This is a genomic window from Petrocella atlantisensis (assembly GCF_900538275.1).
Taxonomy (GTDB): Bacteria; Bacillota; Clostridia; order Lachnospirales; family Vallitaleaceae; genus Petrocella; species Petrocella atlantisensis.
The window spans coordinates 2,298,906-2,317,955 of record NZ_LR130778.1; the positions used below are offsets into that span (position 1 = coordinate 2,298,906).

The following is a 19,050-nucleotide window of genomic DNA, read 5'->3' on the forward strand; positions in this document are numbered from 1 at the left end:
TTGGTGCATGGATGCACCAATTGGAGACCGTAATCATACAGTCTGCGGAAGGGTTTTCATGGGACCTCTATCAAAACATTACTCATTTTGTCTTACGTTCCTAATACTTAATCCGTGTCCGAATCTGTTTCTGGGCCTCCTCTTTAGAAACACCTTTCCTCCTAGCATAATCCATAACTTGATCTTCACCAATATGATACAAATCAAAATAATAACTGTCCTTGTGAGCCAGATATAAACCACAAACACTGGCCCCCGGTATCATCATATAGTTCTCTGATAAAGTCATCCCTATACGATCTTCCACATGCATCATCTCAAAGAAAGTTTTTTTCTCTGAATGATCAATAAGAGAAGGATAACCAAAAGCGGGACGAATACCTCGGTATTTAGCTCTTAACAATTCATCAAGCGGTAGGTCTTCATTTGTCGCATAACCCCAATAGCTTTTTCGCACATCCTCATGAAGCTTCTCGGCAAAAGCTTCTGCAAGACGATCGGCTAAGATCTTAATCATAAGACTCTTATAATCATCGTGTTCAGCCTCATAAGTAGCTAACATGTCTTCAATGCCAATACCGGCAGTAACTGCAAAAGCACCAACATAATCTTTTATACCGCTATCTTTGGAAGCAACAAAATCACATAAAGACACATAATCAGAGCCTTTTTTCTGTTGGCGATACATATGATAGGTAACAGGACCTTCATCCGTTTTTAGAACTAGGTCATCACCATCTTCATAAGCTTCGTAGAAACCAAGAACACCTTCGCAAGTAAGGGCGTTGTTCTTACTCAAATCAGCCAACATATCAAGGGCATCCTTATAAAGCTTAACAGCTTCAGGACCGACAACTGGGTCCTCTAAGATTTCCGGGTATTTTTTCTTCATCTCCCAAGCCATAAAGAAGAAAGTCCAATCGATATAAGGCAGCAAAGCCTCAATACGGGTCTCAATGACTTTCTCTCCAAGAAAAGTCGGCTTGACGATGGCACCCTTACCAAAATCATAGTTAGGCTTTAAAGAACGTGCGGTTTCAAGTGTAACAAGAGGTGCTATGTTCTTACCGGACAAATCTTCAATCCGTTTGTATTCCTTATAAACATCGGCAACAAAATCAGCCTTTTTATCTTCATTCTGTAAAGCTTTGGCAGCTTCAACGCCTTTGGTAGCATCTTGGGCATAGATGATCGGATAATCATAAGCCGGACAGATTTTTAGAGCTGTATGAAGCCGACTGGTGGTAGCACCACCAATAAGCAGTGGTATGGTCATGCCGGCTTCTTTCATCATGGAAGCCATCGTCACCATCTCATCTAAGGAAGGGGTGATAAGCCCACTTAAGCCAATCATATCCACCTTTTCCTTTTGAGCGGTTTCTAGGATTAATTCCGGTGACACCATAATACCTAAGTCAATAATCTCAAAGTTATTACATTGAAGCACCACACTCACAATATTCTTACCAATATCATGAACATCACCTTTGACCGTAGCCATTAAGATTTTGCCGGAGGAATTGGACTTTGAGGTAACATTTTCCGCTTCAATATAAGGAAGTAAATGGGCAACAGCCTTCTTCATAACCCTTGCACTCTTGACCACTTGAGGTAAAAACATCTTACCTTCACCAAAAAGGTCACCCACTTCACTCATGCCAGCCATTAGTGGCCCTTCAATAAGGTCAATGGCAGAAGGAAAGGATGATCTTGCTTCTTCTAGATCTGCAGTGACATAATCAGCAATGCCCTTTACCAACGCTTTTTTAAGTCTGATTTCAACAGCCTCAAGACGCCAGGGGTCTTCTTTTACTTCATTTTGACCACTTTTGGCTTGTGCTGTGCTGGCATATTCAATCAAAGCATCTGTAGCGGTATCACTTTTGTTGAAAATGGCATCTTCGACTAACTTAAGAAGCTTGGGTTCAATATCATCATAAATCTGAATCAAGCCCGGATTTAAGATGGCCATGTCTAAACCAACCTTAATGGCATGATAGAGGAAAACCGAATGCATGGCTTCACGAATGGTATCATTGCCTCTAAAAGAAAAAGACAGGTTACTTAGACCGCCGCTGGTCTTGGCATGAGGTAGATTTTTCTTAATCCATTCAACGGCGTAGATAAAGCCTAGGGCATAATTATTATGCTCTTCAATACCGGTGGCAATGGCAAGAATGTTGACGTCAAATATAATGTCTTCCGGTGGAAAACCTACTTTTTTTGTCAGTAAATCATAAGCGCGTTTTGCAATATCTATTTTACGGGCAAAACTATCGGCTTGACCTTTTTCATCAAAAGCCATAACCACAACAGCTGCACCAAAAGTCTTAATGATATTAGCCTGATACAAAAATTCTTCTTCACCGTTTTTTAATGAAATAGAATTGACAACCGGTTTGCCCTGAATGGCTTTAAGGCCGGCTAATATAATGGACCATTTTGAGGAATCAATCATCACAGGAACTTTGGAGATATCCGGCTCAGAGCCAATAAGCTTTAAGAAAATCTCCATCTCTTTCTCACCGTCTAGGAGACCGTCATCAAGGTTGATATCAATAATCTGTGCACCATTTTCTACTTGTTGGCGAGCAATGGTCAAAGCTTCTTCATATTGTTTCTCACGGATTAAACGGGCGAATTTTCTGGAGCCTGAGACATTGGTTCGCTCGCCTATATTAACAAAATTAATGGCTTTCGTAATATGTAGAGGCTCTAAGCCGGCCAATGTCGTCTGTGGCATTATTGGATTTGGTACATGGGGTTGGCCTTTTTCTACTGTCCTAGCGATGGCTCTAATGTGTTCATAAGTTGTACCGCAACAACCACCTACGATGTTGACATGACCGTTTTGAATCAGTTCTAAAAGGAGTGTAGCGGTTTCTTCAGGCAATTCATCATATTCGCCCAGTTCATTTGGTAGACCTGCATTGGGGTAAACACTAACGGGTAAATCGGTCAAGTGGCTTATTTCTTTGACATAAGGGATTAAGTCCTTAGCACCAAAAGCACAGTTGAGTCCGATACAAAAAACATGGTCATTTTTCATAGATTCAACAAAGGCCGCAAGTGTCTGACCGGATAGGGTACGACCGCTCTTGTCGGTTATGGTTCCAGAGATCATGATGGGCAATTGAATACCCTTTTGCTGATAAACAGTTTCACAGGCAATGATGGCAGCTCTGGCATTCAGACTGTCAAAAATGGTTTCAATCAATAAAAAATCCACACCGCCGTCAATAAGTCCTTCTATTTGACGGACATAATTATCATGAACATCTTCAAAAGTGACGGCCCTATAGCCGGGATTCTCAACATCCGGTGAAATAGAAAGGGTCTTGTTGGTCGGTCCGATGGCACCGGCAACAAAACGTGGTTTATCAGGCGTTAACTCGGTAAACCGATCAACACATTTTCTGGCTATCTTAGCAGCCGCCATATTTATTTCATAGACGTAGTCTTGGGTATCGTAATCAGCTTGAGAAAGACCGGTTGCATTGAAGGTATCTGTTTCTATGATATCTGCACCAGCTTCAAGAAATTGGTTATGTATGGTTTCGATGATTTTTGGATTGGTTAAAACAAGAATGTCGTTGTTGCCCTTAAGAGAAGAAGGGTAATCTTTAAAACGCGCACCTCTAAAATCAGCTTCACTGAGCTTAAAGCTTTGTATGCTGGTGCCCATGGCACCGTCGAGTATGAGAATTCTGGATTTTAATATATTTATAATTTGATCTTTATTCATATTGAGGCTCCTCATCCTTGATGCAATCTAGGGTTTGATTGATAGCATTATACCACGGACTTTAATACGGTGCAAGATGAGAGGCTTTGGTGTAATTTTTAATAAGGTTATAGAATACTGGAAGCGTATTTTTCTTTTTCTTCAGCGGACATTTGGTAGAAGGCATTCTGATCAATCGTCGCTCTAAAATCTTTGGCAAAATCAGAAGGGTTCCATGTATCAATAATAAATAAGGTGAAGTGCTTGGTTAGATCGACCTCTTGGACGTCGATGCTTCCTTTTTTGACATTGAAGTCGATGATCTGGACATTTGGTCTTGTGGGGTTTTGATGTCTATAAAGAGAAACGATACCAATTCTACCATCGGACAATAAAACACCCTGTCCGGTAGGAAAGATGCAGATGGTACTTGTCATCTGACGATAAACCTCAGGGTCAATTTTATAAACGGCATCCTTCATGAGAATCTCAAGAGCCGTATGTATAGGCATTTTTTTTCGATAGGTTCGGTTAGATGTCATGGCATCGTACATGTCACAAACAGTGATTAGTCTGATATATAATGGAATCTCCATACCTACCAAGCCAAAAGGATAGCCAGACCCATCCATTTTTTCATGATGATAGCGGATAATCTGCTTAACAGAATAGGGCAAAGTTTCAATATCTTTAACCATTTGGTAACCATACTCAGGGTGCATTTTCATTTCTTTTTTCTCGAATTCAGTCAATTCAGCTGGTTTGCGGACAAGGCTTACCACTTTAGCTTTGCCAATATCATGAAGGAGTGCACCTAGGGCAATATTCTTAATTTCTTTTTCAGTGTAGCGCATGGATTTGGCCGTTAATATACTTAAGATGGCCACATTAACACTATGTCTATAAGTGTAGTCATCAGAATCCATGAGTTCCGTTACGGTATATAGAAGTTTTTCAGATGTATATAAAGTTGCCATAAGAGATTCAACAACATTCACCACTAAATCAATGTGTTCATTAGGGATGGCAGGATTAAGGCCAGTCTTATCATTGTGAATCATCTCCACAAAAACCGTCTGAACAGCTTCAACTGAAAGCTTCATATCTTCTTTACTTACAAGGTCATCAGGCTTTAGAGACTGAGATAGTTGATCAAGCGTTCTGAAATAATTACCATTATGCTTCTTAAGCTTAGATAAAAGTTCATAACTAATAATGGCACCCTTACTGATTAGAAGGTGACCCTCATCATTATAAACAGAATCTGTAATTGTCTCGCCTAGCCCAAGGTTATGCAGTGTGTAATCATCCATAAGTTTTGCTCCAATGATGACATGAGTATAGTGTGTCGTACCTATTATATCTTTTGAATCATACTACCGATAGTTGCTTGTGCCTATATTGTACCACTAACTGGAATGAGAATACAATTCGAATCGTTCAAATAAGCCAATATTTCTCATATTCTACACATAATATCGGTATAAACGTATAAAAAATGAACACCTACAAGAAAAAACGTCAAAATTTTTTAATGTTAGGGATGTTAGTGGCTATGATATAATAGAAATATGGAAAAAGGAGGCATGTTTATGGTGGGTATCGTTTTACAAGGTGGCGGCGCAAAAGGTGGTTATCAAATTGGTGTTTGGAAAGCGCTAAGAGAATTAGGTATTGAGATCGGGGGTGTAACCGGCACATCTATTGGTGCCATAAACGGAGCCCTTATTGTTCAGGATAAGTTTGAAGAGGCATATAATCTTTGGTACAATGTAGACCCGCGTTTGGTTATAAAAGATGATCCGGAGTTGTATAAACAATTAATCAACCTTGATATAGATATTAAAAATGTTCAGATGTATTTTGAGTATTTAAAAAAAATAATCAGACAAAAAGGTCTTGATATTGAACCTTTAAAGGATCTTATTGAGAAAGAAATCGACGAAGCATGTATGCGTAGCTCAAATATTGTTTTTGGTTTGGTAACGGTCTCGCTATCAGATCTAAAACCTATGGAGCTATATGTAAAAGACATCGAAGAAGGGAAAATCAAAGATTATATATTGGCATCTTCATTTTTGCCCGGATTCAAATCTCAAACCTTGGATGGGAAAAAATTCCTAGATGGAGGGTTTTATGATAACTTACCCATTAATCTATTGGCCAAGAAAGGCTTCAAAGAGATTATTGCAGTGGAACTGAACGCTATAGGAATTGAGCAACCGGTTAAGAACAAAGAGCTGGTTATAAGAAGAATTAAGCCTTCAGGTGATGTCGGTAAGCTATTAGAATTTGATAAGGAACGGTCGAGAAATAATCTTAAAATGGGATATTTGGACACGATGAAGTCTTATGGCAAGTGTTATGGTAGCTCTTACTACCTAACGGATATACCTGAAGAATCTGTTTTTTTTGACAAATTGATTCAGTTATCCGATGAGCAGATATTAACCATGGGAAAGATTATTGGTTATGAAACCGGTTATCCTAAAAGACTTATGCTTGAAGTCATTGTATCGGAATTATGTGAGATGTTAGGGTTTGACCTATCCATGTCTTATGGTGAAATCGTTCTAGGGGCCCTAGAATACTTAGCAGCTGCGACTAATATTGAGCGTCTAAAGTTCTATGACTATGAGACGTTTTTAAACTTAATTCTAAAAAAATGTGCAAAAGCACCACAAAAAACCTTCGATATAGAATTTATGCCCAAAGTACTTAGAAGACAAAGCCTAGTACAAAAAACCTTTAAAGAAGAACTGCTGATGAAATGGTTGGTACTGATGGCTTCAAATGAAGACACAACATCATAAAGGACGGATGCAATCTTCATGGTCAATCTTTACGTTATTAACAAGGGTTGAAACAGGATGCATGGTCATGCTCTTTGAGGCGTAAGGCGATAACATCGATTGAAGTGCCAAGACATCCTTATTTTTGGGATTTAACCAAGCATTTAGTTGGTTAGGACTTAGAATAACGGGCATTCGATTATGGATATTCTTAATCATGTCATTGGCTTGGGTGGTTATAATGGTACAGGTATAGATTTTGGTGTTATCTGGGGTTTTATAGGAAGACCATAAACCGGCCATGGGCATAAGAGGACTTTCTTTTAAGGCGATCCTATAAGGGGTTTTATCTGAGCTATGACTTTGCCATTCATAAAAACTAGAAGCTAGGATTAAACATCTTTTGGTAGAAAAAGCGTCTTTAAAAGTGGGCTTAAGGGCCAATGTCTCACTTCTAGCATTAAAAAGCTTGTTTCCAATACTTGAGTCTTTTGACCAGGAAGGCACAAAACCCCATTTCAAGTAACCGGCACGGTTGGATACACCATCATTAATGACGGATAAAACCGGTTGGCTTGGAGCTATGTTGTACCTAGGCTTATAATGATTAAGGGTCATTGTCTTGACACCATAAGCTTCATTTAAGATATCTCTAAGTAGTTGTATATCCAGTTCTAGAGTTACATGTCCACACACGGGCTGACCTCCTTAATTCATCTGTATCATAGTTAAAGTAAAAAACCAAAGTAGTGTATGAGAGGAGAAATTCATGAAACTGTTGCTGTATAGATCCGTTAAAATAGCACTGGGTGTTATCGGCGCTATATTTTTAGCGGAAGGTATCGGCCTAATGTATAGTACAACGGCAGGCGTTATTGCCATGTTAAGTATACTAGATACGAGAAAGCAAACACTTTATGTAGGCTTCAAACGTATTTGGACTTCATTAATGGCAATCCTCATTGTTACGATACTTTTCGCCCTATTGGGACACAATCTCTTAGTATTTGGGCTTTTTCTACTACTATATGTACCTTTGATGACATGGCTCAAAGCCTCAGAAGCGTTAACGGTGAATACTGTTTTGGTAACCCATATCTATACCCTTCAGTCCTTAGGTGTAGGTATACTCATGAATGAGATGGCCTTGACCATCATTGGGGTCTTAGTTGCTTGGGTTCTTAACTTACATATGCCCAATCTGGAGAATGAAATTCGAATGCTTCAAATGGAAGTGGAAGATAGGATTAAAGGAGTGCTTGAACAGATTGAAGCAAAATTAATGGGTCAGGATAAGTCTGCATCTACAGATCGACTAGATGACCTAAAAATACAACTGGATGAAGGTACAAAAAAGGCCTATATTTATCATAATAACTATATCTTAAAGGATCACCGTTATTTTATCAAGTATTTTCAAATGCGAAAAGAACAGTACCGTGTGCTTAAACATATGAATCAACTCTTTCATGAGTCATTTATAACGGTTAAGGAAGCCTTACCTATCGGTGCTTTTACCCATCGACTTGTCATCGAGCTGAATGAGTGTAACGATGGTGAAGATTTATTAAGGGCTCTTAAAGACTTAAAAAATCATTATAAAGCGTCTGACTTACCCGTCACGAGAGAGGAATTCGAGCATAGAGCCGTATTGTTTCAATATTTAAACGACTTAGAACATTTCATTGAGATAAAATCCAGATTTATGGTGGATTATGGTGCAATTGTCTATTGTCATCATGAAAACAGTATTATTAAGGAAAGGAAGTGACCTTATGCAAGTCACCCGTCAATGTGAACACTGTCAGCATAAGCTTTGTGCCAAACGTGTTCCGATTTTCAGTGCTATGTCAACAGAAGAGATTAATGAGATCACCGACCTTATCATTAGAAAAAGTTATGTCAAAGGCGAGGCTATTGTGACAGAAGGCGAGACCATCGATCGGTTGGTCATCATCAACTCAGGTAAGGCCAAAGGTTGTAAATATAGTATAGATGGTAAAGAACAGATTCTCTATCTCTATTCAGATGGTGATTTTTTTGGAGAAAGGAATCTACTTACGAACCTTAAGGCGAGTTATAGTATTGTCGCCTTAGAAACGGTACATGTATGCATGATTTTAAAAGCGGATATTAGGCAACTTATAAAGAATCATCCGGAAATAGGCTTAAAGATTATGGAAGAATTGACGATGAAATTAGAACGTCTAGAGAACACCATCGAACAAATGGGGACAAGGACAGTTGAAATAAGAGTTATTGGAGCGCTTCTTGAGTTTGCGGATAAATTCGGGAGGGAAAAAGAAGCCGGAACTATGGTAGCTTTACCCCTTAGTCGAGAAGGTATCGCCAGTTACATCGGTGTCACCAGAGAAACGGTGAGCAGGAGTATGAATGCCCTTGATGAAGAAGGGTTGATTCAAATAATCGGTAATAAAAAGATATACATTGAAAATATAGGGGCTTTAAGAAATAGATTTAGTAAAACATAATGTGTCCTAAGAATCAAAATAATAACAAAGTGTGCGCTGGCTCACAGTTTTTATATAATAATGATGTAAAATAGTTTTAGAAAGATAAAAAACGGTTAATCGAACTGAGGTGATTGTTTGTACATTGATTTGAACAAAAGTATTTATGACTTGTGTAAAGAAGACCCGAAAATTATAGAAATCATGAATACACTGGGTTTTACGGATATTACAAAGCCAGCGATGATGAATACAGTTGGTAAGATGATGACCATAAGCAAAGGCGCCAGAATGAAGAATATTGACATCACAACCATTAAAAATAGATTTATTGAACAAGGTTATAACATAGGTGAGGCAAAGGAGGATCCAAAATGAGTGAATTTATTGACAACCAATCTAAAAAACAAGAAGTACTTAAAGGACTGATCAAAAAACTACACGAAGGACAAACGGTAGATGATGTTAAAGCGGAATTTGCAAAGCATTTTGAACATGTATCACCCACGGAGATCAGTAATCTTGAAGCGGCTCTTATTCGTGAGGGCATGCCGGTTGAGGAGATACAAAGTCTTTGTGATGTACATGCAGAGGTCTTTAAAGGATCTATCGAAGAAATACACGCACCAAAAGAGGAACATCAGATTCCGGGTCATCCGGTAGGTACTTTTATAAAAGAAAACAGGGCTATAGAATCTTTAATAGATAAAAAACTTTTACCAGTTCTAAGTGCTTATGAGTTTGAACAAAGTCAAGCCAATAAGAATGCTCTACAAAATATCTTAAACCAACTTAGACAAATTGATATTCACTATGCGCGTAAAGAGAATCTACTCTTTCCGATTATGGAAAAACATGATATCACGGCACCACCAAAAGTCATGTGGGGTGTCGATGATGAAGTACGACAAGAATTAAAAGGCATCGCTTTACAGCTAGAAGCTGGCGAAAATATTAATTATATTATTGATGCTATCCATGAAACGGTTCATAAAATAAAAGAAATGATTTTCAAAGAAGAAAATATATTATTCCCAATGGTGATTGATACCTTTACTGAAGAAGAATGGTTTGAAGTGCTTGAAGGTAGTGATGAATTTGGCTACTTGATTGAACCACCGATGAAAATATGGCAACCTAATATGGGTACAGAGACAAAGTCTAAGGAAGAGCCATTTGGTGGTCTGGATGCAGACAATAAACTCATTAAGTTTGATGCAGGGGTAATGACACAAGAAGAAATTAACGCTATTATGAACACCTTACCACTGGATGTTACTTTTGTAGATGCTAATGGTTTAGTGAAGTACTTTTCTCAAGGGGAAGAGCGTATATTTCCAAGAGCAAAGACCATCATTGGTAGGGAAGTGAGCAATTGCCATCCACCGGCAAGTGTCCATATCGTTGAAAAAATTGTTGAAGATTTAAAAAGCGGTCGAAAAAGCCACGAAGATTTTTGGATAAAAATGGGTGAGCAATTTGTCTATATTCGGTATTATGCTGTAAGAAACAGTGAAGGTACTTACTTAGGCGTTCTTGAAGTTACCCAAAATATTAAGCCAATCTTAGCACTTGAAGGAGAAAAGCGCTTAATGACAGATTAATCATTGGCCCAAAAAGAATAAGACGGTCACTGTTTTTTAGTGGCCGTCTTTTTTCATACCTTATTCTTACCCAAGTTGGGTTTAACATCCATGAAATAATGTCGGATATAGGATATGAGTGCGGTAAGTTTTAGCAATATGGCAGATCCGATGAGTAGAATGCTGGCTAAAGAATTCGGATAAAGTATGGTGATAAAAATAGCAAAGGAGAACAAAACAGTAGCAGCTTTGCCAAAGTAATTAGAAGCCATTACGGTGCTCTCTTTTCTGAAATACATGTAGATGCCGGTTATAATCATAGTTAACTCTTTAAAAACGACGATGAGCGTCAACCACACAGGGATTGCTTCATCAATGGCCAAACATGTGATGGCCATGAGCTGCATAAGCTTATCCGCTAGAGGGTCGAGCACAGTACCAATCTTGGTGATTAAGTTATAGTGCCTGGCCAAAAATCCATCAAGTACATCGGTGATACCGGCTAGAATAAAAATGCCAAGGGCCATATAGTGGGCGTTTGGCAGATCTGAAAAATAGACATAAGCAAACAGAGGTACCATGCCGATTCGTAGTGTCGAGAGTATGTTAGGTATGTGCTTCAGCATCATTCTTACCTCCATAGTAGGTCGATTGTAATAAAGGTCCTATAAAAACAGTATAGCTTAACGGTTTAAACTTGTAAATTGTTTGTGCATTATAACCCGTGCAAAACCGATATTATAGTGCTATAATATGTAAATAATAATCATTATCAAATAAAGGAGAAGTGACTATGTCAAAATTATTGCTAAAAATAGAAGGGCTTAGAGCCCAAATTGATAACAAAGAAATCATAAAAGGTGTGGATTTGGAAGTGCATGCAGGAGAGATTCATATTATTATGGGACCCAATGGTGCTGGTAAATCTACACTGGCATATACACTCATGGGGCATCCCAATTATAAGGTGCTCGGAGGACATGCTTTCTTAGAAGGAGAAAACCTCCTGGAAATGAAGGTGGATGAGCGGGCTAGAAAAGGCCTATTCTTAAGCTTTCAGTATCCTGAAGTCATTCCCGGCGTTACGGTAGAGAACTTTCTTAGAACAGCTAAGAATGCCGTTGACTCAAGAAAACAATCAATAATCGCATTTAATAAACTCTTAAAAGAAAAAATGACGACACTTGGAATAGATGAAAGCTATGCTAAAAGATATCTAAATCAAGGGTTCTCCGGTGGTGAGAAAAAGAAAAATGAGATACTCCAAATGAAAGTACTTAATCCCAAAGTAGCTATATTAGATGAGACGGATTCAGGTCTGGACGTGGATGCAATAAGAGTGGTGGCAGAAGGTGTTAATCAGTTTGCTAACAAAGATAATGCCATGATCATCATAACCCACTATAAAAAACTACTGGATTATATTAGGCCGGATTATGTTCATATTCTTAAAGATGGCCAGATTACTCAGACAGGCGACATAGGACTGGCGGCCACCATTGATGAAGAAGGTTTTGCAGGGGTTAACACCAATTAGGAGGTAAAAAATGGAAAGAAAGAGAACCGTAATTGAAGACGTGGATCGTGGCGTCTATGATATAAAAAATGAGGATATTGCCGCTTATAAGTCTGAAGCAGGGCTTACTGAAGCGATTATCCGGGATATATCAAGAGAAAAAAAAGAACCGGAATGGATGACAGATTTTAGGCTTAGGTCACTTGAGATATTTAATAGTAAGCCGGTACCGACTTGGGGTGCCGATCTTAGTGAACTAAATATGGATGACATCGTCACTTATGTTAGGCCAAAATCAGATATGAAAGCATCTTGGGATGATGTTCCGGAAGATATTAAGAATACCTTTGATCGACTGGGCATACCCAAAGCGGAACGTGAATCTTTAGCTGGGGTAGGCGCCCAATATGATTCTGAAGTGGTCTACCATAGTATTCAAGACAATCTGCTAAAGCAGGGTGTCATTTATACAGATATGGAAACGGCGGTTAGAGAGCATGAAGACATCGTTAAAGCTTATTTTATGAAGTTGGTAAGACCGCATGACCATAAATTTGCTGCCCTACATGGTGCGGTATGGTCCGGTGGATCTTTTGTATACGTACCCGAAGGTGTTGAAGTGAAATTCCCTCTACAGTCCTATTTTAGATTGAATGCACCGGGAGCCGGTCAGTTCGAGCATACCTTAATCATTGTAGAAAAAGGCGCCAGTTTACACTTTATTGAAGGTTGTTCAGCGCCTAAGTATGATGTAGTGAACCTGCATGCCGGTTGTGTTGAGTTGAATGTTAAAGAAGGGGCCAAATTGCGCTATTCAACCATAGAAAACTGGTCTAGAAATATGTACAATCTGAACACCAAAAGATCGATAGTGGATAAAGACGGTACCATGGAATGGGTTTCCGGATCCTTTGGTTCAAGGGTTTCGATGCTCTATCCAATGAGCATATTAAGAGGTGAAAGAGCAAGGTGTGAATTTACAGGCATAACTTTTGCAGGACAAGGTCAATACCTAGACACCGGTTCTAAGGTTATACATGCAGCACCTTATACGACTTCGAACATCAATTCTAAGTCCATATCAAAAGATGGGGGACATGCTTTTTATAGAGGTTTGATGCGGGTGACGTCAGGAGCCCATCATTGTAAATCCACGGTATCTTGTGAATCCTTGATGTTGGATAATTTATCGGTTTCAGATACTTTGCCCATCATAGAACTTGCCAATGATGACATTGATATCGGTCATGAAGCCAAAATCGGACGCATCAGTGATGAGGCCATCTTCTACCTAATGTCCCGTGGTATTAGTGAAGTGGAGGCCAAAGCTATGATCGTTAGAGGTTTTGTTGAACCCATAACCAAAGAGCTGCCTCTGGAATATGCAGTAGAATTAAATCAACTGATCAATCTGGAATTTGAAGGCAGCATTGGATAGGAGGCATTATGTATAATAAAACATTATTAGATAAAATTCTGGTTCAAAGTAAGAACAAAGAACAAGACCAAGAAAGTAGAAGAATAAGCTTTGAGCGTTATGAAAAAGAAGAATTTCCAATCTGGAAGCGGTTAAAAATTGACAAATCGACGTTGCCGGATTATCAGAAATACAACAATCAAAAAACCTTAATGTACCGACAAGAAGGGCTTCGTGTGACACCCATACACAGTCAGGAAGTTATATTTTCAAATGAATTGTTAGACAAAGAGTATGGTCCAAGCATTAAGCATAGAACACTAACAGAAGCTTTTAGTAATACGGGCACTTATATAAATGTAGATGAAGGTATAAAAGTAACAGAACCCATCATCATTCAATTACCTCTTAATAAGGACAACCCACTTCTCTTAGACCATCATGTGATACATGCTATGAAAGATAGCCGCGTGGTCGTTGTGCTGGATTACCGGGATGAAAATGTAGATGGTTTTCATAACGGCGTGATTAATATAATTGTTGAAGAAGGCGCAGATGTTCAAGTTATTAAGTTACAGAATTTCTCTAAAAGAACCACCCACATTTTTAGTGGCTTAGCACTTGTTAAGAGAGATGGAAAAGTTACTTTTAACAGTATTGATCTAGGAAGTACACTAGCTGTAACAGATTTTTCCACCTACCTTCAAGAGGAGAACAGTGAAGGCGTCGTGGAGAGTATATATTTAGGTGATGGTAAAAGTAAAATGGATTTAAGTTATAATATGTATCATGAAGGAAGGCGTTCAGAAAGCAATATTCTTGTCAAAGGTGCTTTACTTCATGAAGCTCACAAGGTATTTAGGGGTAATCTGTTTTTTAGAAAAGGCGCTAAAAAAGCCAGCGGTTCCGAGCAAGAATATGTTATTTTATTAAATGAAACCGTTAAATCGGACTCGATACCGGCGCTCATGTGTCAGGAGGATGATGTTCAAGGTGAACATGCAGCCAGTGCCGGTCAAGTAGATGAGAACAAACTTTTTTATCTAATGAGCCGTGGACTAACAGAAAAAGAAGCGAAACAGCTGATTATCATGGCATCCTTTACACCTGTAATTGATCAAATACCGATCGAAGGACTTCAAGAGATGTTGGAAACAGAAATCAGTATAAGACTATCATCCTAAGGAGGCGTGATGATGAAGGCTACTAAAGCTTGGGTGGAAGCCCAATTCCCCTTAATAAGACATCATGCGTCTTTGGTTTATTTAGATAGTGCTGCTACGACCCAGAAACCGGACCAAGTGATTAACCGAATATCCAAATACAATAGGCAAGAACATGCTAATATTCATAGAGGCGTCTATGATCTTAGTCAAAAAGCGACAACGGCGTATGATCAGGTAAGGCAACAAGTTAAATACCTTATATCGGCACGAAGAGATGAGGAAATCATTTTTACAAAAGGCACAACAGAGAGTTTAAATCTAATCGCTTATAGCTATGGTATGCCCATGTTATCAGAGGGTGATGAAGTCGTCTTATCTATAGCAGAACATCATAGTAATATCTTGCCTTGGCAGCAATTGGTCAAAAATAAAAAAGCCGTGCTAAAGTATTTACCGGTGGATATAGAAGGCAGAATTATGGAAAGTGCCATAGATACAGTAATCACAGAGAAAACAAAGATTGTATCGGTAACGATGGTTTCCAATGCCTTTGGTACCCTTCAGCCCATTGCTTCGATCATTAAACGTGCCCATGAAGTTGGTGCCGTTGTGGTTTTAGACGGTGCCCAGAGTGTACCTCATAAAAAGGTAGACGTGAAAGCCTTAGACGCAGATTTTCTTGTTTTTTCATCTCATAAGATGTTTGGACCTACAGGCGTAGGTGCTTTGTATGGCAAATATGAGCTGTTAGAAAAAATGATGCCCTATCAAACAGGTGGGGATATGATTGAATATGTGGAGGAACAAACATCCACCTTTGCACCTATACCTCAGTGCTTTGAAGCAGGTACACCGAATATTGAGGGTATTATTGGTTTTGGTGAAGCCATTCGTTTTATTGAACAAATTGGGTATGATTTTATATACAAAGAAGAGATGCGACTGACAAAATACGCATATGATCAACTTAGTCACCTAAGTCACATTCAGATCTATGGGCCTCTTAATATTGAAGACAGAGGACCGGTGATTTCATTTAATGTGGAAGATGTTCATCCTCATGATATAACCACCATATTAGATCAAGATCATATTGCCATTCGAGCCGGGCATCATTGTGCCCAACTCTTAATGAAGCGCATAGGTCTCCCCAGTACCTGTCGCGTGAGTTTTGCAATCTACAATACGACAGAAGATATCGATCAGCTTATAGAAAGTTTGAAAAAGGTAAGGAAGTGGTTAGGTTATGAATCTTAGTGATATATATACGGAATTAATTATGGAACACAATCAAAGCAAGCATAACAAAGGCAGATTGGAAGATGCAGACCAATCTGCAAGAGGTCATAACCCAAATTGCGGGGATGATTTGACCGTTCATATTAAAGTAGAAGAAGATAGGCTCATCGATATTCGGTATGAAGGATTTGGATGTGCTATTTCTGAAGCTTCTGCTTCTATTATGATTGACTTGATAAAAGGTCTAACGCTAGATGCTGCCCGTACGAAGATTTTAACGTTTATGGGTATGATCAAAGATGAAGTGGATGAGGAAGAAGCCCTTGAAGTGCTGGAAGATGCATCAATCTTAGCGAATATTAAGAACATGCCGGCAAGGGTGAAGTGTGCAGTGTTGGCTTGGCATGCCTTGGAGGAAGCCATGAAGAAGGTGGGGTGATATTATCCTACCTTGTTGACATATTGTATAGAAGAGGGTATAATCAAGAATATAAGCCCCCCCTAGGAAGGGGTGGATGAGATAGAGTAAGGAGGACCTAAAGATGAATGACAAGAAGTTTGATATTAACGGAATGACATGTACGGCTTGTGCCTTAACCATAGAAAAACAACTGGGAAAAATGGAAGGCGTACAGTCTGTAGCCGTGAATTATGCAACAGAGCAGATGCAAGTCACTTATGATGACAAACAACTGGATATTAAAGCCATACAAGATGCTGTGGTGAAGGTGGGTTATGAAGCGATAGATGCTTCAAAAGAGGAGCATCAAGAGGATAAGGATGCATCTTCTAAAGCTGAAAAACATCTGAAATATATGGAACGACGTTTGATTATATCCTTGATATTTACGGTGCCTGTATTCTATTTGGCTATGGGTCCTATGGTAGGACTGGCTGTACCTTCTTTTTTGGCCGGGGATATGAATATATTAACTATGGCTTTTACCCAGATGCTATTAACCATACCGGTTATGCTGGTTGGTGAGGAATTTTATCGTGTCGGGTTTAAGACCTTAATAAAACGAGCACCTAATATGGATTCATTAATAGCGGTAGGTACGAGCGCCGGGTTCATTTATGGTATTTTTGCAATCTATAGGATTATCTATGGTTATGGGCATGGCGATATGGACCTTGTCCATCATTATGCTCACGAGCTGTATTTTGAATCTGTAGCGGTTATTATTGCTTTGATTACTTTAGGTAAGTATCTAGAGTCCAGAGCAAAAAGTAAGACCAGTGCTGCCATCAAAGAACTTATGGCTCTAACGCCGGATGAAGCCATTGTGTTGGTGGATGGGATAGAAAAAACAGTTCCGACAACTCAAGTGAAAGTGGATGATTTGTTAGTCATTCGACCCGGATCCAAGATCCCTGTGGATGGTATCGTGACTGAGGGTCACTCGACGGTGGATGAATCGATGCTAACCGGTGAGAGCCTACCGATTGAAAAAGGAAAAGAAGATAAGGTTATAGCCGGCACCATGAATCAAACCGGTAGTTTTATTTTTAAAGCGACAGCTGTCGGAGATGATACGGCTTTGGCCAAAATCATACATATGGTTGAAGACGCCCAGGGAACAAAAGCTCCGATTGCAAAATTAGCGGATCAAATCAGCGGTTATTTTGTTCCGGTGGTCATCCTTATCAGTTTGGCGAGTTTTGGTATCTGGTTGCTTCTTGGCTATGAGTTTGAATTTGCCTTTAGAATTGGTATTTCAGTACTGGTTATTTCCTGTCCTTGTGCCCTTGGACTGGCCACACCAACAGCCATTATGGTGGGTACAGGCAGAGGTGCTAAATATGGAACCTTAATAAAAAGTGGTGAAGCCCTTGAACTTATGCATAAGGTTCAGACAGTTGTTTTTGATAAGACAGGTACCTTAACCAATGGCAAGATAGAAGTGGCAGATCTTAATGCTTTAGATGACGAGACTACCTTATTGACATTAGCAGCTTCGGTAGAGAAGCATTCCGAGCATCCACTCAGTCAAGCCATACTTAAATACGCTGAGTCTAAAGGTGTCAGCCTTAATAAAGTAACGGACTTTGACGCAGTCATGGGTCACGGTGTCACAGGAACAGTTGACGACATCCAAGTGGTTATTGGAAATGAAAAGTTGATGAAAGACAAAGACATTGATTTTGCAGGTCATAGGGACCTAATTAATCAATATGCGAAAAGTGGCAAAACCCCAATCCTTATTGCGTACCATGGGAAACTCCAAGGCGTTTTTGGTTTGGCAGACACGATTAAGCCAGATGCCATTAGAGCGGTTAAACAGCTTCAAGCGATGAACATTGAAGTGGTTATGTTAACGGGTGATCATCAGGTTACAGCTGAGGCGATTGGTCAGCAGCTTGGTGTGGATAAGATTTATGCTCAAGTATTACCGGGTGAAAAGTCAGACATCGTTAATAGTCTAAAATCCGGTGATAAAAGGGTGATGATGGTCGGTGACGGTATCAACGACGCCGTTGCTCTAGTAAGTGCTGACGTTGGTCTAGCCATAGGTAGTGGTACGGATGTTGCCATTGAGTCTGCGGATGTCGTCTTGATGAAGAACGAGATTATGGATGTGGTAACGGCTATTCAATTAAGTAAGGCTACTATTAGGAATATTAAACAGAACCTATTTTGGGCTTTTATTTATAATATTATTGGCATCCCCATAGCAGCAGGTGTATTATACAGAGGATTTGATATACTACTGGACCCAATGATTGCAGCTGCAGCTATGAGTTTTAGTTCCGTTTCAGTTGTGATGAACGCATTAAGACTTAGAGGGTTTAAGCCTAAATTAGTAGAGGATTCATTTGTGAATCAGAATGATGTTCAGATGATGCATCAAAATGAGAATCAAAAAGAAGACAACACACAATCAGAAGTAACAGCAGTAACGCAAAATAAGGAGGATACTAAGATGAATGAAAAAATACTAACAGTAGAAGGTATGACATGTATGCATTGTGTAGGCCGAGTTGATAAGGCATTAAATGGTATTGAAGGCGTTGAAGACGTGCAAGTTGATCTTGAAGCGAAACGTGCGGTTGTTAAAACCAGTCAAGATATTAGTAATGCAATATTTGAAGAAGCGGTTGAGACAGCAGGCTATGAAGTGACAGAAGTTAAAGGATAGAG

The 19,050-nt window shown here is 39.2% G+C and carries 15 protein-coding genes; 11 read left to right on the forward strand and 4 right to left on the reverse strand.

The window, feature by feature from the left end; all coding sequences use genetic code 11:
* Positions 1–100: 100 nt before the first annotated feature.
* Positions 101–3,745 (reverse strand): methionine synthase, encoded by a 3,645-nt coding sequence (gene metH / locus PATL70BA_RS10665; protein ID WP_125137344.1) that lies wholly within the window; start codon positions 3,743–3,745, stop codon positions 101–103.
* A 107-nt stretch (positions 3,746–3,852) separates the two neighbouring features.
* Entirely contained in the window at positions 3,853–5,037 is a 1,185-nt protein-coding gene (locus tag PATL70BA_RS10670) for an HD-GYP domain-containing protein (protein ID WP_125137345.1), read from the reverse strand.
* Positions 5,038–5,316: 279 nt separating this feature from the next.
* Here PATL70BA_RS10670 and PATL70BA_RS10675 point away from each other — a divergent pair, with 279 nt between their 5' ends.
* Positions 5,317–6,537 carry a patatin-like phospholipase family protein gene (locus PATL70BA_RS10675; protein ID WP_172596210.1) on the forward strand — a complete coding sequence of 407 codons (1,221 nt, stop codon included), beginning with the start codon at positions 5,317–5,319 and terminating at the stop codon, positions 6,535–6,537.
* Here the strand turns inward: PATL70BA_RS10675 and PATL70BA_RS10680 are convergent.
* A complete protein-coding gene (locus PATL70BA_RS10680) occupies positions 6,532–7,212 on the reverse strand; it encodes an SOS response-associated peptidase (RefSeq protein WP_125137347.1) in 681 nt (226 codons plus the stop codon). The two genes, PATL70BA_RS10675 and PATL70BA_RS10680, sit on opposite strands and share 6 nt — an antisense overlap.
* Positions 7,213–7,285: 73 nt before the next feature.
* On the opposite strand from PATL70BA_RS10680, the gene PATL70BA_RS10685 reads away from it, so the two are divergent.
* The 4 genes from PATL70BA_RS10685 (at position 7,286) to PATL70BA_RS10700 (ending at position 10,591) form a co-directional block, all read left to right on the forward strand.
* Positions 7,286–8,287 (forward strand): aromatic acid exporter family protein, encoded by a 1,002-nt coding sequence (locus tag PATL70BA_RS10685; protein ID WP_125137348.1) that lies wholly within the window; start codon positions 7,286–7,288, stop codon positions 8,285–8,287.
* A gap of 4 nt (positions 8,288–8,291) precedes the next feature.
* Entirely contained in the window at positions 8,292–9,008 is a 717-nt protein-coding gene (locus tag PATL70BA_RS10690) for a Crp/Fnr family transcriptional regulator (RefSeq protein ID WP_125137349.1), read from the forward strand.
* A gap of 117 nt (positions 9,009–9,125) precedes the next feature.
* Positions 9,126–9,365, forward strand: coding sequence for a DUF1858 domain-containing protein (locus PATL70BA_RS10695; protein WP_125137350.1), 240 nt, complete (start codon positions 9,126–9,128; stop codon positions 9,363–9,365).
* Positions 9,362–10,591, forward strand: coding sequence for a DUF438 domain-containing protein (locus PATL70BA_RS10700; protein ID WP_125137351.1), 1,230 nt, complete (start codon positions 9,362–9,364; stop codon positions 10,589–10,591). The genes PATL70BA_RS10695 and PATL70BA_RS10700 overlap by 4 nt, the downstream gene beginning before the upstream one ends.
* A gap of 53 nt (positions 10,592–10,644) precedes the next feature.
* On the opposite strand, the gene PATL70BA_RS10705 is transcribed toward PATL70BA_RS10700, so the two are convergent.
* The gene (locus PATL70BA_RS10705) at positions 10,645–11,199 is read right to left on the reverse strand and encodes a CDP-alcohol phosphatidyltransferase family protein (RefSeq protein WP_172596211.1); all 555 of its coding nucleotides are present in this window, start codon (positions 11,197–11,199) and stop codon (positions 10,645–10,647) included.
* A 164-nt stretch (positions 11,200–11,363) separates the two neighbouring features.
* Between PATL70BA_RS10705 and sufC the strand changes: the two genes are divergently transcribed.
* From sufC to PATL70BA_RS10735, 6 genes are all read left to right on the forward strand, one after another.
* A complete protein-coding gene (gene sufC / locus PATL70BA_RS10710; RefSeq protein ID WP_125137353.1) occupies positions 11,364–12,107 on the forward strand; it encodes a Fe-S cluster assembly ATPase SufC in 744 nt (247 codons plus the stop codon).
* 10 nt (positions 12,108–12,117) lie between these two features.
* On the forward strand, positions 12,118–13,524 hold the full coding sequence (gene sufB / locus PATL70BA_RS10715) for a Fe-S cluster assembly protein SufB (protein ID WP_125137354.1): 1,407 nt from the start codon (positions 12,118–12,120) through the stop codon (positions 13,522–13,524).
* 8 nt (positions 13,525–13,532) lie between these two features.
* The gene (sufD, locus tag PATL70BA_RS10720; RefSeq protein ID WP_125137355.1) at positions 13,533–14,687 is read left to right on the forward strand and encodes a Fe-S cluster assembly protein SufD; all 1,155 of its coding nucleotides are present in this window, start codon (positions 13,533–13,535) and stop codon (positions 14,685–14,687) included.
* A gap of 9 nt (positions 14,688–14,696) precedes the next feature.
* Positions 14,697–15,926: an aminotransferase class V-fold PLP-dependent enzyme gene (locus PATL70BA_RS10725; RefSeq protein ID WP_125137356.1), complete on the forward strand. Its 1,230-nt coding sequence runs from the start codon at positions 14,697–14,699 to the stop codon at positions 15,924–15,926.
* Positions 15,916–16,347 carry a Fe-S cluster assembly sulfur transfer protein SufU gene (gene sufU / locus PATL70BA_RS10730; RefSeq protein ID WP_125137357.1) on the forward strand — a complete coding sequence of 144 codons (432 nt, stop codon included), beginning with the start codon at positions 15,916–15,918 and terminating at the stop codon, positions 16,345–16,347. Before PATL70BA_RS10725 ends, sufU begins: the two co-directional genes overlap by 11 nt.
* A gap of 103 nt (positions 16,348–16,450) precedes the next feature.
* Positions 16,451–19,048: a heavy metal translocating P-type ATPase gene (locus PATL70BA_RS10735; RefSeq protein WP_125137358.1), complete on the forward strand. Its 2,598-nt coding sequence runs from the start codon at positions 16,451–16,453 to the stop codon at positions 19,046–19,048.
* The last annotated feature ends 2 nt before the right edge of the window (positions 19,049–19,050 follow it).

Coding starts and splice junctions, on each gene's coding strand:
- metH (WP_125137344.1), bottom strand. CDS start 3,745: ATGAATAAAGATCAAATTATAAATATATTAAAATCCAGAATTCTCATA.
- PATL70BA_RS10670 (WP_125137345.1), bottom strand. CDS start 5,037: ATGGATGATTACACACTGCATAACCTTGGGCTAGGCGAGACAATTACA.
- PATL70BA_RS10675 (WP_172596210.1), top strand. CDS start 5,317: ATGGTGGGTATCGTTTTACAAGGTGGCGGCGCAAAAGGTGGTTATCAA.
- PATL70BA_RS10685 (WP_125137348.1), top strand. CDS start 7,286: ATGAAACTGTTGCTGTATAGATCCGTTAAAATAGCACTGGGTGTTATC.
- PATL70BA_RS10690 (WP_125137349.1), top strand. CDS start 8,292: ATGCAAGTCACCCGTCAATGTGAACACTGTCAGCATAAGCTTTGTGCC.
- PATL70BA_RS10700 (WP_125137351.1), top strand. CDS start 9,362: ATGAGTGAATTTATTGACAACCAATCTAAAAAACAAGAAGTACTTAAA.
- PATL70BA_RS10705 (WP_172596211.1), bottom strand. CDS start 11,199: ATGATGCTGAAGCACATACCTAACATACTCTCGACACTACGAATCGGC.
- sufC (WP_125137353.1), top strand. CDS start 11,364: ATGTCAAAATTATTGCTAAAAATAGAAGGGCTTAGAGCCCAAATTGAT.
- sufB (WP_125137354.1), top strand. CDS start 12,118: ATGGAAAGAAAGAGAACCGTAATTGAAGACGTGGATCGTGGCGTCTAT.
- sufD (WP_125137355.1), top strand. CDS start 13,533: ATGTATAATAAAACATTATTAGATAAAATTCTGGTTCAAAGTAAGAAC.
- PATL70BA_RS10725 (WP_125137356.1), top strand. CDS start 14,697: ATGATGAAGGCTACTAAAGCTTGGGTGGAAGCCCAATTCCCCTTAATA.
- sufU (WP_125137357.1), top strand. CDS start 15,916: ATGAATCTTAGTGATATATATACGGAATTAATTATGGAACACAATCAA.
- PATL70BA_RS10735 (WP_125137358.1), top strand. CDS start 16,451: ATGAATGACAAGAAGTTTGATATTAACGGAATGACATGTACGGCTTGT.